At 38.4% G+C, this 14,155-nt stretch carries 12 protein-coding genes and 1 tRNA gene; 1 reads left to right on the forward strand and 12 read right to left on the reverse strand.

The window, feature by feature from the left end; translation table 11 throughout:
• Positions 1–3: 3 nt before the first annotated feature.
• The 6 genes from trxB to QWY93_RS16400 all read right to left on the reverse strand — a co-directional run bounded on the left by trxB (position 4) and on the right by QWY93_RS16400 (position 7,072).
• Complete coding sequence (gene trxB, locus QWY93_RS16375) at positions 4–954, reverse strand: thioredoxin-disulfide reductase (RefSeq protein ID WP_290249496.1); 951 nt, start codon at positions 952–954, stop codon at positions 4–6.
• A gap of 197 nt (positions 955–1,151) precedes the next feature.
• Positions 1,152–2,015 (reverse strand): sigma-70 family RNA polymerase sigma factor, encoded by an 864-nt coding sequence (locus QWY93_RS16380; protein WP_290249497.1) that lies wholly within the window; start codon positions 2,013–2,015, stop codon positions 1,152–1,154.
• 78 nt (positions 2,016–2,093) lie between these two features.
• Entirely contained in the window at positions 2,094–4,241 is a 2,148-nt protein-coding gene (pnp, locus tag QWY93_RS16385; RefSeq protein WP_290249498.1) for a polyribonucleotide nucleotidyltransferase, read from the reverse strand.
• A gap of 107 nt (positions 4,242–4,348) precedes the next feature.
• Positions 4,349–4,624 carry a 30S ribosomal protein S15 gene (gene rpsO, locus QWY93_RS16390; protein WP_290249499.1) on the reverse strand — a complete coding sequence of 92 codons (276 nt, stop codon included), beginning with the start codon at positions 4,622–4,624 and terminating at the stop codon, positions 4,349–4,351.
• 85 nt (positions 4,625–4,709) lie between these two features.
• Entirely contained in the window at positions 4,710–6,593 is a 1,884-nt protein-coding gene (locus QWY93_RS16395; RefSeq protein WP_290249500.1) for an LptF/LptG family permease, read from the reverse strand.
• An 83-nt stretch (positions 6,594–6,676) separates the two neighbouring features.
• Positions 6,677–7,072, reverse strand: coding sequence for an START-like domain-containing protein (locus tag QWY93_RS16400; protein WP_290249501.1), 396 nt, complete (start codon positions 7,070–7,072; stop codon positions 6,677–6,679).
• A 408-nt stretch (positions 7,073–7,480) separates the two neighbouring features.
• Here QWY93_RS16400 and QWY93_RS16405 point away from each other — a divergent pair.
• A tRNA-Met gene (locus QWY93_RS16405) sits at positions 7,481–7,554 on the forward strand.
• A gap of 171 nt (positions 7,555–7,725) precedes the next feature.
• Here the strand turns inward: QWY93_RS16405 and QWY93_RS16410 are convergent.
• From QWY93_RS16410 to thrS, 6 genes are all read right to left on the reverse strand, one after another.
• Positions 7,726–8,778 (reverse strand): class I fructose-bisphosphate aldolase, encoded by a 1,053-nt coding sequence (locus QWY93_RS16410; protein ID WP_290249502.1) that lies wholly within the window; start codon positions 8,776–8,778, stop codon positions 7,726–7,728.
• A gap of 735 nt (positions 8,779–9,513) precedes the next feature.
• Positions 9,514–10,245, reverse strand: coding sequence for a PPK2 family polyphosphate kinase (locus tag QWY93_RS16415; RefSeq protein ID WP_290249503.1), 732 nt, complete (start codon positions 10,243–10,245; stop codon positions 9,514–9,516).
• A gap of 645 nt (positions 10,246–10,890) precedes the next feature.
• Positions 10,891–11,235: a 50S ribosomal protein L20 gene (gene rplT / locus QWY93_RS16420; RefSeq protein ID WP_290249504.1), complete on the reverse strand. Its 345-nt coding sequence runs from the start codon at positions 11,233–11,235 to the stop codon at positions 10,891–10,893.
• A gap of 105 nt (positions 11,236–11,340) precedes the next feature.
• Entirely contained in the window at positions 11,341–11,535 is a 195-nt protein-coding gene (rpmI, locus tag QWY93_RS16425; RefSeq protein WP_290249505.1) for a 50S ribosomal protein L35, read from the reverse strand.
• Positions 11,536–11,557: 22 nt separating this feature from the next.
• Entirely contained in the window at positions 11,558–12,109 is a 552-nt protein-coding gene (infC, locus tag QWY93_RS16430) for a translation initiation factor IF-3 (protein WP_290249506.1), read from the reverse strand.
• Between the two features lie 88 nt (positions 12,110–12,197).
• Entirely contained in the window at positions 12,198–14,147 is a 1,950-nt protein-coding gene (gene thrS / locus QWY93_RS16435) for a threonine--tRNA ligase (protein WP_290249507.1), read from the reverse strand.
• Positions 14,148–14,155 lie beyond the last annotated feature (8 nt).

The raw sequence follows: 14,155 nt of genomic DNA on the forward strand, positions 1-14,155 counted from the left end.
TAGTTATAATTTAGACAATTCCTTTTCGGCAAGATAACGTTCAGCATCCAAGGCTGACATACATCCGGTTCCTGCTGCAGTTACGGCTTGTCTATAAATATGATCCTGGGCATCTCCACATGCAAATACTCCCTCAATATTTGTTTTAGTACTTCCAGGAAGAGTTTTAATGTAACCTGATTCATTCATTTCAATCATACCCTCAAAAATTTGGGTGTTAGGCTGGTGCCCAATTGCCACAAAAAAACCAGTTACTTCCAATTCAGAAACTTCATGGGTCTGATTGTTTTTTACCCTCACTCCTTCTACCTCTTCCTCACCGAGGATCTCTTCAGTTTCTGAATTCCAAAGAATTTCGATTTTAGGATTGTTCATCACCCTTTTTTGCATGATTTGAGAAGCCCTCATTTCATCGCTCCTTACCAACATATATACTTTATCGCAAATATTCGCAAGGTAAGCGGCTTCTTCACAGGCCGTATCTCCACCGCCAACAATAGCTACTTTTTGATTTCTAAAGAAAAATCCATCACAAACGGCGCATGCAGACACTCCTTTGCCATTTAATCTTTCTTCACTTTCCAATCCCAGCCATTTTGCTGAAGCCCCTGTGGAAATAATCACGGTCTCGGCCAATATCTCATGCTGGTCATCCACGATAATTTTATGTGGATTATGGAAAAAATCCACTTGCGTAACCAATCCGTACCGTACATCAGTACCAAACCTTTCCGCTTGTTTTTTAAAGTCCTCCATCATTTGGGGGCCTAGCACACCATCCGGATACCCTGGGTAGTTTTCCACATCAGTGGTAATGGTCAATTGTCCCCCTGGTTGGCCACCAGTATATAAAATGGGGTTTAATCCAGCCCTAGCAGCGTAAATTGCCGCTGTATAACCTGCAGGTCCAGAGCCAATAATCAGTACTTTTACTTTTTCTGTTTCTTGATTCATCAAACAAGTGTTTTTCGGGTTGGCAAATTTTAAAATTTTAATCCTTCTAACAAAGTTTACCCTTGTTAAAATTCCCTAAATGGAAAAATTATTCATTTCCAAAGTGGCCGGCCATTGTGCCAACCATCAAATAGCCACAATAAAAAAAGGGACATCGGAGTCCCTTTTTTTATTGAATTAGAGAAATTATTAAGCCGTTACCCTAAATAAGGTTTCAGCGTTTTGCTTCTTGAAGTGTGACGCAACCTTCTGATAGCTTTTTCTTTTATTTGTCTTACTCTTTCCCTGGTTAGGCTGAATTTCTCTCCTATTTCTTCCAAGGTCATGGCATGTTCCCCATTAAGGCCGAAATAAAGGGTAATTACATCAGCTTCCCGCTGGGTCAAAGTGGATAAAGCTCTTTGAACTTCTTTTCTAAGGGAATCATTCATTAAGCCATCATCAGGCTTTTCCTCCCCGTCATTTTCCAACACGTCCAATAGACTGTTTTCCTCCCCTTGAACAAATGGCGCATCCATGGATACATGCCTACCGGAAATTTTCATGGTATCCACTACCTCTCCGGCAGTTACTTCAAGCACTTCAGCCAACTCCTCGGGAGAAGGTTCCCTTTCAAACCTTTGTTCCAATTCAGAGAAGGTTTTACTGATTTTGTTCAGGGAGCCTACCCTGTTAAGTGGGAGTCTTACAATCCTTGATTGTTCGGCAAGGGCCTGCAAAATGGATTGCCTGATCCACCATACAGCATAGGAGATAAATTTAAACCCTCTGGTTTCATCAAATCGCTGTGCTGCTTTGATAAGTCCAAGGTTTCCTTCATTAATAAGGTCTCCCAAAGAAAGTCCCTGGTTTTGATATTGTTTTGCAACAGATACCACAAACCTCAGGTTGGCTTTGGTTAATTTTTCAAGGGCTAGCTGATCACCTTCACGGATTCTTTTGGCAAGTACAACCTCCTCATCTGCAGTAAGGAGATCCACTTTACCTATTTCTTGTAAATATTTATCTAGAGACTGACTTTCTCTATTCGTGATCTGTTTGCTAATTTTGAGCTGCCTCATTCAGGAATTACATTTTAGTTAGGACTTATTTATAACAGAAATAAATCGAAAATAAGTTCAAAATACTAATGATTCAGATTAATCTTTTTCTTTCTTTCCAGTTTTTTCTGGTTTTGGCAATAGAACCTTTCTGGATAATTTGAATTTACCAGTTTTTTTATCGATGTCAATAAGTTTAACGACGATTTCTTCTCCAGGTTCCAATACACCATCCATGGACTCCAATCTTTCCCATTTAATTTCAGAAATATGCAAAAGACCATCTTTACCCGGCATAAACTCCACAAATGCCCCAAAAGGCATAATATTTTTAACTATACCTGTGTAAGTCTCTCCTATTTCTGGTTGGGCAACGATTCCTTTTATCCTTGAGATAGCAGCATCCATAGACTCCTGGTTATTGGAGAAAATATTGATCTTGCCGGTATTTTCAACCTCTTCAATTACAATCGTGGCACCAGTGTCCTTTTGAATTTCTTGGATCACTTTTCCCCCTGGACCTATAACCGCACCAATCAATTCTTTAGGAATGGTCATATTATAAGATCTTGGAGTATGTGGTTTCAATTCAGCTTTTGGAGCTGCCAAGGTATTGGAGATCTCTTTTAGGATATGAAGCCTACCTTCTCTGGCTTGGTATAGTGCCTCTTTTAACACATTATAGTCCAAACCTTCCACCTTAAGGTCCATTTGGCAGGCAGTGATTCCTTTTTCTGTTCCGGTAACCTTAAAATCCATATCACCAAGGTGATCTTCATCTCCCAAAATATCTGAAAGAATGGAATAGTTCCCTGATTCAGGATCAGAAATCATACCCATAGCAATCCCGGTAACCGGAGATTTAATTTTGATTCCTGCATCCATCAAAGCTAAAGACCCGGCACATACGGTGGCCATGGAAGAAGATCCGTTGGATTCCAATATATCGGACACCACCCTAATAGTGTATGGGTTTTCTTCATCAGAGGGAAGGACTTTTTTAAGGGCTCTCATGGCCAAGTTACCATGACCAACTTCCCTTCTGCCCGGTCCTCTATTGGGACGAACCTCACCGGTAGAAAATGCTGGGAAATTATAATGAAGGAAGAATTTATTATAGCCTGAGATTACTGCTCCATCGACCATTTGTTCATCCAGTTTGGTACCTAAGGTACAGGTGGTAACAGATTGGGTTTCACCTCTTGTAAATACCGCAGATCCATGAGCCGATGGTAAATAATCAACCACAGACCATATGGGTCTTACTTCATCCAACTTCCTCCCGTCTAATCTCTTTTTCTCATTAAGGGTAAGATTACGAGCAGCCTCTTTATGGATTTTGCCAAAATATGGACCAATTAAGCTTGCTTCATATTCATGGTCCTCTCCCAGGCTCTCGATAAACTGTTCTTTAATCTCACTGATTAGGCTACTTCTTTCGGTTTTATTTGGGATTTGACGACTAACTACCTCATAACATTTGTCATAAAGTTCAGTCCTCATTTTTTCGAATAAGGCCTCATCTTTTTTCTCGTGGTTGTATTCCCGCTTGGTTTCTTTACCAACCTCAACGGTCAATTCTTTTTGTACTTGACAATGTTTTTTGATTTCCTCATGAGCAAATTGAAGGGCTTCTACCATTTCATCTTCAGAAGCTTCATTGGCCTCGCCTTCAACCATAAGGATATGATCCAGTGATCCAGCCACTATAAACTCCATACTGGCTTTTTCTAACTTTTCTGGAGTTGGGTTAATGAATAGATTTCCGTCAATTTTAGCGACCCTAACTTCGGAAATTGGGCCATTAAATGGAATGTCTGATACGGCAAGGGCAGCAGAAGCAGCCAATCCTGCCAAACAATCAGGCAATACGTCTGTATCTGAGGACATTAGGGTGATTGCAATCTGGGTATCTGCATGGTAATCCTCAGGAAAAATCGGACGAATAGCCCGGTCTACAATACGGCTGATCAGAATCTCATAATCTGAGAGCCTTCCTTCTCTTTTTAAGAATCCCCCAGGAATTTTACCGGAAGCGGCAAATTTCTCTTGGTAATCTACTGACATGGGAAGAAAGTCTACATCCTCCCCTGCCTCTTGTTTTGAAACTACGGTTGCCAAAAGCATGGCATTGCCCATTTTAACTACTACAGCACCATCTGCTTGTTTGGCCAATGCACCGGTTTCAATAATGATTTCTCTACCGTCCTCCAGGACAATAGATTTCGAAATTACATTTGGTAACATACGATTTCTTTAGGAATAAATCTTGTGATTAGTTTTAAAAGTAAGGTTTAAATAGATGGGGGAAAGAAAAAAGTAAGGTTCTCAACGCGGAGAACCTTACAATATTTTTATTTACGTAATCCTAATTCTGCAATAATCGCTCTATATCTTTCAATCTCGTTTTTGTAAAGATAGTTTAGAAGACTTCTTCTTTTACCAACCAATCTCAACAATCCCAGTCGGGAAGAGTGGTCTTTTTTGTTAGATTTTAGGTGATCGGTTAAATGTTTGATTCGGAAGGTAAAAAGCGCAATTTGTGATTCAGGAGATCCTGTATCATTTTCTGACTTTAACCTACCATGATTTTTGAACAACTCTGATTTTTTCTCTGGTGTTAAATACATGCTTAGTTAAATTAATGGATACTTTTGATTAAAACAGATACAAAGTTACAATTATAATTTTTAATTATAAAAGGAACTTTCATTTTTAATTTCGCCTCCTTTTCAATTTATTTTTCAATTTTCCAAAGGCAGTTTTGTACATGTCTGGATCAAATAACCTGGCATCTTTCCTAGCTTGTCGTAAAAAGAATATTCCAAATGGAATTAATGCCAAATTGGAAAACCATGTTCCAAATAATGGGTCTGCAAGTCCTTCCTTAGCCCATTTTTCTCCTGTAATAGTCAACATGTAATACAGAATAAAAAAGATAATGGAAAAGAGAACCGGCATTCCCAAACCACCTTTTTTTATAATTGCCCCTAAGGGAGCCCCGATCATAAACATGACGATACAGGCAAATGCCTGTGTGTATTTTTGATACCAGGATATTTGAAACCTACGGTGTTTTCTAGCCATATCTTCAATTTTAACCTGATTTTGGGAGAAATTGTTTTTCAAAGTCCTGGCACTATTTAAAGCAATAGAAGCACCTCTCCTTTCATACCCCCCTTTTTTTATTATTGAATCTACCTTTGCTTTTTGTATGGAAGAAAAGCTTTTAAATGCAGGTTCATCCTTTTCCTTATCCTTGGCCACCATTTTCCCAAATGCTTTTGCTGGAGAATCCTGTTCTGCGGTATCCGCTTTAGGATTGGGAAGGGAATCTTTACTTAAATTATCCTCCGACAAAGTATCCTTCACGGAGGGTTTCTTATTAGTAACAACCTCACTTTGCAGCAAACTATCTTTGCCCATCAAAGTATCCTTACTAGCATTTTCAGCCAAGTTCAAATTATTTTCCACTGTGTCTTTGACATTCTTAATTGAACCTGAAATGGTGTCCTCCTCCAAGTTGGGAGTAGATTTGACAGTGTCCTTTGAACTATTTGATTGATTTGATGTGGTTTGGTTTTTGGCCAAATTTTTCTGTCGATCTTTTTCCATCTTCCTCCTCCATTTTTCAGATTTAATGGAATCAATCTTAGCCTTTTGCTTTTTCAAATCTTGAGGTGGTTCCAACTTGTCATCCCTGGTAAAGAATGAGAAGGAAGATGAAGTACTGGCATAATTATAATAGGCGTAATTAGTGAGTTCTTTGGACATTGAATCCAAATCAACTTTAATTTCACTAATGTTTTTGATGGACCTATTAGAAGACCATAGGTTCTCAGGAGTACGTTTCATTTGAAATGCATCCAAACTGAAAACCATTTCGTTTTTATCAAACTTTGTACGCCAAAAATTTACTGGTTCATTTCGAATTCCCCTTTGTCTTTTTTCTTCAGAATAGCTATAACCATTAAACAGGGTCAATTTCATATAGCGGTCATTAAAAAACGGCTCCATTCTTCCTGAATCCGCCAAAATAACATTGATATTTCCCTGGCCAGCCGTATGGTCATAAATGATGATATCCTTTAACCTTACATCATCCAATTTCTTATTTACCTTAATGCTATAATTTGGAATTCCATTGTAAAAAACACCTTCTTTAATATCCAATGCCGGAGATTTCATCCTAATATCATAAAGAAGACTAAATGTTTTGAGGTTAACCCTGGGAACAAGGTAGTTGTTGGAAAGAAAAGCAAAACCTGATAAAATAAGGACAAACACTCCAATAGGCATCAAAGCCCTCAATAAAGATATCCCACTACTTTTGATAGCCGTAAGTTCAAAATGTTCCCCTAAATTGCCAAAAGTCATCAGTGAGGAAAGCAATACAGCCAAAGGCAAGGCCATTGGAGAAATGGATACCACAAAATAGGCTATAAGTTCCATATACACTCCGAATCCTAAGCCTTTCCCAAAGATTTCATCGAAGTATTTTAACATATTCACCGTAAGTAGAATAAAATCCACTACGATGAAGGTTAATAAAAATGGGCCTAAAAAAGACCCTAGAATCAATTTATCTAATTTTTTCATTTGAAGAAACGCACCAAGCTACCCTCTAATATGACATCCCAAAGTTCATCATATTAAATTAAAAATGATAATTAAAGGATAAATTATCCTCCAATTATTTCTTTTAGGTTGTTGATCAATCCTTCCCAAATGGTTTCCTGTGCATCATCATCAAAAGTGTCACTGTACTCGATCACTTTAATAAACAGCGTTTGTGTCAATTCGTTTTCTTCTATTCTAAACTCCACATATGACCGGTCAGATTCCTCCGGATGTTTAGGGTCAAAAAACTCAAATTTCACACTGTGGTTTGACCTTAGGGCAACGATCTTTGCATAATGGTCTACACCTTCATAAATAAAGTCGAAGACCTTATCATCATCGATTGTGACATCATCTGCAAACCATTCCGACAACCCACTTGCAGTACTCAAATAAGGGAAAACAACGGACCTGGAAGTATTCATCTGATAGTCAGCTACAAATTTATTCTTTACCATAACCTTAAATTTTTGTTCAATAAAAAGTTAATAATTTTCACTTGTTTGGCTTGCTTTTAATCACATTAGCTTACATATTTGCATTCCCATTCAGCAAGGCAGTAGTTAATATTAAACACTTCCTACTGAATATTCAAAAGACTTAAAAGAAAGTCCACCTTTATTTCTTGCTTGAGCCATTTGTTAGAGTTTTAAGTAATATACACTCTTGAAAACACACCTTCAACATCAAATGGAGTAAATATTTGAATAATAAATTGCCGACCTGCTTTACTGGGTAATAATCAGGTGTCTAGATAAGAGAATTAATAGGCTTAACAGGAAGGATTTATATCAGACCAGGCAGATAAGGGCATGACGGTCGAAGCTAGATTCAACTATCATAAAAGTTGAAAGAAAACACTAAATGGCGAGGTAGCTCAGTTGGTTAGAGCGCAGGATTCATAACCCTGAGGTCACGGGTTCAACTCCCGTCCTCGCTACTTTCAAGCTTCCCTAAAAGGGGAAGCTTTTTTTATTCCTATTTTTTTAATCATGGATGGCCTTTTCACTGTTTACGTTTTACTTTCAAAATTCTCCGGAAAAACTTATACTGGAATACCCACTAGTATTATTTTTTCAGTTCTTGTAGTTTGTTTGCAATTGGACCCCATTTATGCAATCGTAATGGATTCATTGTTATAAACAGCCTGTATCAAGTGCAGAAGTTCAACACCCTCTTTCCTCGGTCTTTGAAATGCTTTTCTTCCACAGATCAATCCACTGCCACCGGCCCTTTTGTTGATAACAGCTGTTTTGATGACTTCTTCAAAATCCGATTGGCCGGATGAGGCTCCCCCGGAATTGATCAGCCCGACCTTTCCCATATAACAGTTGGCAACCTGGAAACGACACAAATCTATGGGATGGGGAGAACTGAGGTCTTCATACATTTCTTTGGAGGTCTTCCCAAAATGAAGTGCAGTAAAACCACCATTGGTATTGGGTAGTTTTTGTTTTATGATATCAGCCTGTATGGTAACTCCAAGGTGATTGGCCTGGCCGGTAAGGTCAGCAGCGGTGTGAAAATCTTGTTCTTTTGTTTTAAATGCTGAATTGCGCATATAGCACCATAGAATGGTAGCCATTCCTAATTCATGGGCATAAACAAACACTTCGGCGATTTCTTTCAGTTGCCGGATGGATTCCTCTGATCCAAAATAGATCGTAGCCCCAACAGCACAAGCTCCCAAGTTCCAGGCTTCTTTTACCGTCCCAAACAATACTTGGTCGAATTTATTGGGGTAGGTCAACAGTTCATTGTGATTGATCTTAACGATATAAGGGATTTTGTGGGCATACTTGCGTGCTGTCAGCCCTAATACACCGAAGGTGGAAGCCACCCCATTGCAACCGGCTTCTAAGGCAAGTTCCACAATGTTTTCCGGATCAAAATAGTCTGGGTTAGGGCCAAAGGCGCTCCCCGCAGAATGTTCTATCCCCTGATCGACAGGGAGGATGGATAAATAACCTGTGCCGGCCAGGTTGCCTGAATTGTATAGCCTCGAAAGTGAATTAAGGACCTGAAGGTTGCGATCACTGTTGACAAATACCTTTTCAAGATATTCTGGCCCAGGTAGGGTCAGCCGGGATTTGTCTATGGATTTACAGGTATGCCCTAGTAAATATTCCTCTTGGTCCTTTAAGTATGTTTTGATTTTGTCCATAACTGTAAATTTTAAATTTCATCTGATGTTTCAAACCTGAGCAATTATGGCGGCCATAAAGGAACTCAATCTAATTAATACTCCCCTTTGATAACCTATTCAACTGCAGGAACTTTTTCTCTCGATTTAATTAGAAAATATACTCCATGTTCAATTCTTAAAGTTTCAATTTCATAATGTGATCACTTTGTATTTTATGAGCTTGGAGAATTATTATCTTGAACAACAGCTCAAGGCCTTGAGAGGCTCTCAAAAAGGGTTTTATTTAATCCCCGGGGCTCATCAGTATATTAACTATCAAGGTAATCAACTCCCAAAAGAACATTTTCTACCCCCTATCCTATTACTGTATTTGAACCCCTGGATTGATGATTATTATAGCAATGGCCATCATCCCGGGGCCGTTTTCTTCAATTCATCCTTTAACCACTAAAGGAAAGGCCAGCCTCCATAGAAAAAGATCGGGTATGGTAGTATATAAGTTCGTGAAAATTCCCTTCAAAAACCAGTTCAATTCCCAGGAAACCTTTTAAAATAGGAAATGCATTAAACTGAAATGGAAGTCCAGCCCCCTTCCTGGAATAAGCATTAATATTTTTTTTTAGATCATATTCCTAACAGTCATGTCAGTCCCCCATATTGAATTCTATACCTCTTTTGAGGGTAAGCCATTTGTTCATGCTTTTCATGATTATGAATGGTTTTTGAAATTTATTTACCCTGAAGATCCAATAATTATTTGTTGGGGTATTTTAGATTTAATTTTTCTAAATATTCTATGATCGTTTTTGCAACAGAATAATTACGGTACCATCGTTTGTCCGCTGGAATTATATGCCAGGGAACATAGTTACAATCCACAATGAGTGTGTCATAGATCCTTAGGTAGGCATCCCATTTTTTTGCAGCTGTTTCATCATCCTTACTGTATTTCCATCGTTTGTGCAGCATGGATAATCTTTCTTTAATTCTTTCTTGTTGTTTGCTGTGGGAAATATGTAGGAAGGATTTTAGTATATGAATATCATTCTCAACAAGGTGTTGTTCAATTTCGTTGATCAGATTTAGGCGATGCATTATCAGGTCTTTTGGCTGGGATTGGTTTACCACTGGAATAATAATATCTTCATAGTAGGAACGATTAAAGACCTGAATTATACTTTTGGGTGGTATGTGTGGATATACCCTCCATAAAAAGTCATGGTTCTGTTCATCTTCGGTAGGCTTTTTGAATGATTGTACCCTAAGTCCCATCGGGTTCATGCAGGTCATCACATGCCTGATCGTACCATCTTTTCCAGAAGTATCCATGCCCTGCAGAATGATAAGTAATCCATAACGTCCATCTGCATAGAAAACATTCTGCAACTCAAATAATCGCTTATGAAATGCCATAAGTCCATTCTTGCATTTACCCCTTTTTGCCTGTTTTGGAGGCAAAGTTGAGATGTCCTTCAATGCACTCATTTTTGTTCGAGTTTTAGGGTAAAAAAAATCACGGGTTATTGCCAGCTATTTCCTTTTTGGAGATAGGCCAACTCATTAATGATATTACTTATTGTTTCCTTTGAAAATCCAATCGGAAAGGTTGTATTGATATTTTACCAATCGGTTTTTTTAACACTATCGTTTTAGGTTGTTTTTTGGTGGATTAATTTTGTCCAGCTATTAATTTGGAATATGAGTTACATTTAACACCCCATATAAATAATGAAATTATTGCAATAGCTGCACCTCTATCCTATGGAACCGTTTTAATTTGAATCCTTTCTTTTTTATTAATTTAATATTTTAATTCCTTTTTCCCGTCGCTGAAATGAGCTACTTCCCGATAAGTGAAAAAATAGAAAAGTACATCCCTTTTATTCCATGACCTCCAACCTTAATAAATCGGATGGGCCTATTGATTTATGACAGGGCTTATAAACTATATCCACACATATTGTAAAATTCATGCTGCCCCTTTTTCCAAATATCTGGCTACGAAGTGACTTTTTTAATTGGAACTGAAGATTAAAATTTTTAACCAAAAATCAAGGCATTTAAAAAATAGTAAAAGGCAAAAAAAAGCCCCTCAATTGAGGGGCTTTATGTCAGTAAGTTAGTGCTTTCTTACTTAACTTTTTCAACAACAGCTTTGAATGCCTCTGGATGATTCATGGCAAGATCGGCCAAAACTTTTCTGTTAAGGGCGATATCAGCCTTCTTAAGAAGACCCATGAATTGTGAATATGAAATATCATATTGTCTGGCACCGGCATTGATACGTTGAATCCAAAGTTTTCTGAATTCTCTTTTCTTGGCCTTACGGTCTCTATAGGCGTAAGTTAAACCTTTTTCGTATTTGTTTTTAGCTACGGTCCAAACATTGCTGCCTCTTCCAAAGTAACCTCTGGTGGCTTTAAGTACTTTTTTTCTTCTTGCTCTTGACGCTACTGCGTTTACTGATCTTGGCATAATAATCTAATTTTTTGACTTTTGGTGCCCTTCACGAAACTTCGAAAGAGACTTGTAAACCAAACATCTGGTGAATAAATAACCTTTAATTTAATTGTTGAAAAATCAAATTCTCAACATGTCTTTTACTCTTCCTTCATCTGACTGATGAACCTCTCCCATTTTGGTAAGATTTCTCTTCCTTTTGGTAGCTTTCTTGGTCAGGATGTGGCTTTTGTAAGCATGTTTCCTTCTGATTTTTCCAGATCCAGTTAATTTGAATCTTTTCTTCGCACTTGATTTAGTTTTTACTTTAGGCATAACACTGTATTATTTGTTGAAATTATTTCTTACTGGTTTTTGGCGCAATGAACATGTTCATACGCTTTCCTTCCATTTTGGGAAGTTGCTCCACCTGACCCAATTCTTCCAACGCCTGAGCAAATTTCAATAACAACATTTCACCCCTTTCCTTAAATACAATGGAACGGCCAACAAAATGAACATAGGCTTTTACTTTGGCTCCATCCTTAAGAAAATTTTTCGCATGGTTAAGTTTAAAATTAAAATCATGGTCATCCGTATTGGGACCAAACCTGATTTCTTTGAGAACAGTTTTAGCAGCATTGGCTTTTATTTCCTTTTGCTTTTTCTTCTGTTCATATTTAAACTTCGCATAATCGATCACCTTACATACAGGTGGATTGGCGTTTGGAGAAATTTCAACGAGATCAAGATCATGCGCATCGGCCATCTTAATGGCTTTATCAGTAGCCATGATTTCATTGCCACCCTCGGCATAATCCCCAACTAACCTGACCTCCTTGGCCCTGATTTTGGAGTTAACTTTGTAAGGTTCTTCTTGTCTCGGTCTAAACGGTTTTCTTCCTCTCAAAATAGTTATGATTGATTAATGAATTAGATTGCAAATATCGGATATTTTTTGAATTATGAAAATCCCGATTCTTTTTTACAGTTTATTTTTATTTATTAAGCGATTCCGAAATAATATTTTTGAAGTACTTGACAAATTCTTCCGGAGTAAAACTTCCCAGATCTCCTTCCCCATGCTTCCGTATGGAAACTTTTCCTTCTTGTTCTTCCTTCTCCCCTACGATCAACATAAATGGAACTTTCTTAACTTCAGCATCCCTGATTTTCCTTCCGATTTTTTCATCCCGGTTATCAATGTTCCCCACAATATCATTTTCTTCCAGTAACTGGTGAACCTTATTGGCGTAATCTATGAACTTCTCAGAAATTGGCAAAATATTAATTTGCTCTGGGGATAACCATAACGGGAAGTTACCCGCACAATGCTCGATCAACACCGCAACAAAACGTTCCAAAGAACCAAATGGGGCTCTGTGAATCATTACTGGACGGTGCTTTTGATTGTCAGACCCAACATATTCCAATTGGAAACGGTCAGGCAACTGATAATCCACCTGGATAGTTCCCAGCTGCCAACTTCTACCCAATGCATCCTTGACCATAAAGTCCAGTTTTGGACCATAAAAAGCAGCTTCTCCCAACTCGGTAACAGTCTCCAATCCTTTTTCTTCAGCAGCTTCAATAATGGCGGCTTCTGCCTTATTCCAAGCCTCATCGCCGCCTATATATTTTTCTTTGGTTTCGGGGTCTCTTAACGAAATTTGAGCGGTATAATCCTCAAAGCCCAAAGCCTTAAATACATACAAAACCAGGTCAATAACTTTAACAAATTCATCTTTGACCTGATCTGGGCGACAGAAAATATGTGCATCATCTTGGGTAAACCCTCTTACCCTGGTCAATCCATGCAATTCCCCACTTTGTTCATAACGGTAAACTGTACCAAACTCAGCGTAGCGGATAGGGAGATCTTTGTAAGACCTGGGTTTATGCTTATATATCTCACAATGGTGGGGGCAATTCATAGGTTTCAGAAGAAATTCCTCCCCCTCATGAGGAGTAGCTATAGGTTGAAAGGAGTCCTTTCCATATTTTTCGTAATGCCCTGAAGTTTCATAAAGTGCTTTATGACCAATATGCGGAGTAACCACTTGCTGATACCCCGATTTATCCTGGGCTTTCTTAAGAAAACTCACCAACCTTTCCCTTAACAGGGCCCCTTTGGGTAGCCATAGTGGCAGACCCATGCCTACTTTTTCCGAAAAAGTAAAAAGCTCCAGTTCACGACCTAATTTCCGGTGATCCCTTTTTTTGGCCTCCTCCAACATTTGAAGGTGTTCCTTGAGTTCTTTAGCTTTTGGAAATGAAACCCCATAAATTCGGGTCAACATTTTATTGTTTTCATCCCCTCTCCAATAGGCACCGGCAATATTCAGTAATTTCACAGCTTTAATGAAGCCTGTGTTAGGAACATGAGGCCCCCGGCAAAGATCTACAAAATTACCTTGTTGATAAAAGGTAATCTCTCCATCATTTAAACCATCAATTAATTCCAATTTGTATTCATCTCCTTTTTTCTGGAAATAATTTACAGCATCTTTTTTGGAAATTTCCTTTCGGTTGTATTCATTTTTTTGACGAGCCAACTCAATCATCTTGGCTTCCACTTTTTCCAGCTCGCTTCCATCAACGGTTTTATCACCGAAATCCACATCATAATAAAAGCCATTTTCTATAGATGGCCCGATGCCAAATTTCACACCTGGATATAAAGCTTCCAATGCTTCTGCTAACAAGTGGGCAGATGAATGCCAAAAAGTGGATTTTCCCTCTTTATCATTCCAGGTCAACAATTGCACTTCTGCATCCTGATTTATAGGACGGGTAGCATCCCAAACTTCTCCATTTACCTTAGTTGCAAGAACATTTCTGGCTAAGCCCTCGCTAATACTAAGCGCGATTTGAAGCCCTGTAGTCCCTTTTTCAAATTGCTTCACTGCCCCGTCAGGCAAAGTGATGTTAATCAATTGGTCAGACATTTAAATTG

This window comes from Echinicola jeungdonensis (assembly GCF_030409905.1).
GTDB classification, from domain to species: Bacteria; Bacteroidota; Bacteroidia; order Cytophagales; family Cyclobacteriaceae; genus Echinicola; species Echinicola jeungdonensis.

Bases quoted from the DNA above. Each gene is read 5' to 3' on its own strand.
- trxB (WP_290249496.1), bottom strand. From the start codon at position 954: ATGAATCAAGAAACAGAAAAAGTAAAAGTACTGATTATTGGCTCTGGA.
- QWY93_RS16380 (WP_290249497.1), bottom strand. From the start codon at position 2,015: ATGAGGCAGCTCAAAATTAGCAAACAGATCACGAATAGAGAAAGTCAG.
- pnp (WP_290249498.1), bottom strand. From the start codon at position 4,241: ATGTTACCAAATGTAATTTCGAAATCTATTGTCCTGGAGGACGGTAGA.
- rpsO (WP_290249499.1), bottom strand. From the start codon at position 4,624: ATGTATTTAACACCAGAGAAAAAATCAGAGTTGTTCAAAAATCATGGT.
- QWY93_RS16395 (WP_290249500.1), bottom strand. From the start codon at position 6,593: ATGAAAAAATTAGATAAATTGATTCTAGGGTCTTTTTTAGGCCCATTT.
- QWY93_RS16400 (WP_290249501.1), bottom strand. From the start codon at position 7,072: ATGGTAAAGAATAAATTTGTAGCTGACTATCAGATGAATACTTCCAGG.
- QWY93_RS16410 (WP_290249502.1), bottom strand. From the start codon at position 8,778: ATGGACAAAATCAAAACATACTTAAAGGACCAAGAGGAATATTTACTA.
- QWY93_RS16415 (WP_290249503.1), bottom strand. From the start codon at position 10,245: ATGAGTGCATTGAAGGACATCTCAACTTTGCCTCCAAAACAGGCAAAA.
- rplT (WP_290249504.1), bottom strand. From the start codon at position 11,235: ATGCCAAGATCAGTAAACGCAGTAGCGTCAAGAGCAAGAAGAAAAAAA.
- rpmI (WP_290249505.1), bottom strand. From the start codon at position 11,535: ATGCCTAAAGTAAAAACTAAATCAAGTGCGAAGAAAAGATTCAAATTA.
- thrS (WP_290249507.1), bottom strand. From the start codon at position 14,147: ATGTCTGACCAATTGATTAACATCACTTTGCCTGACGGGGCAGTGAAG.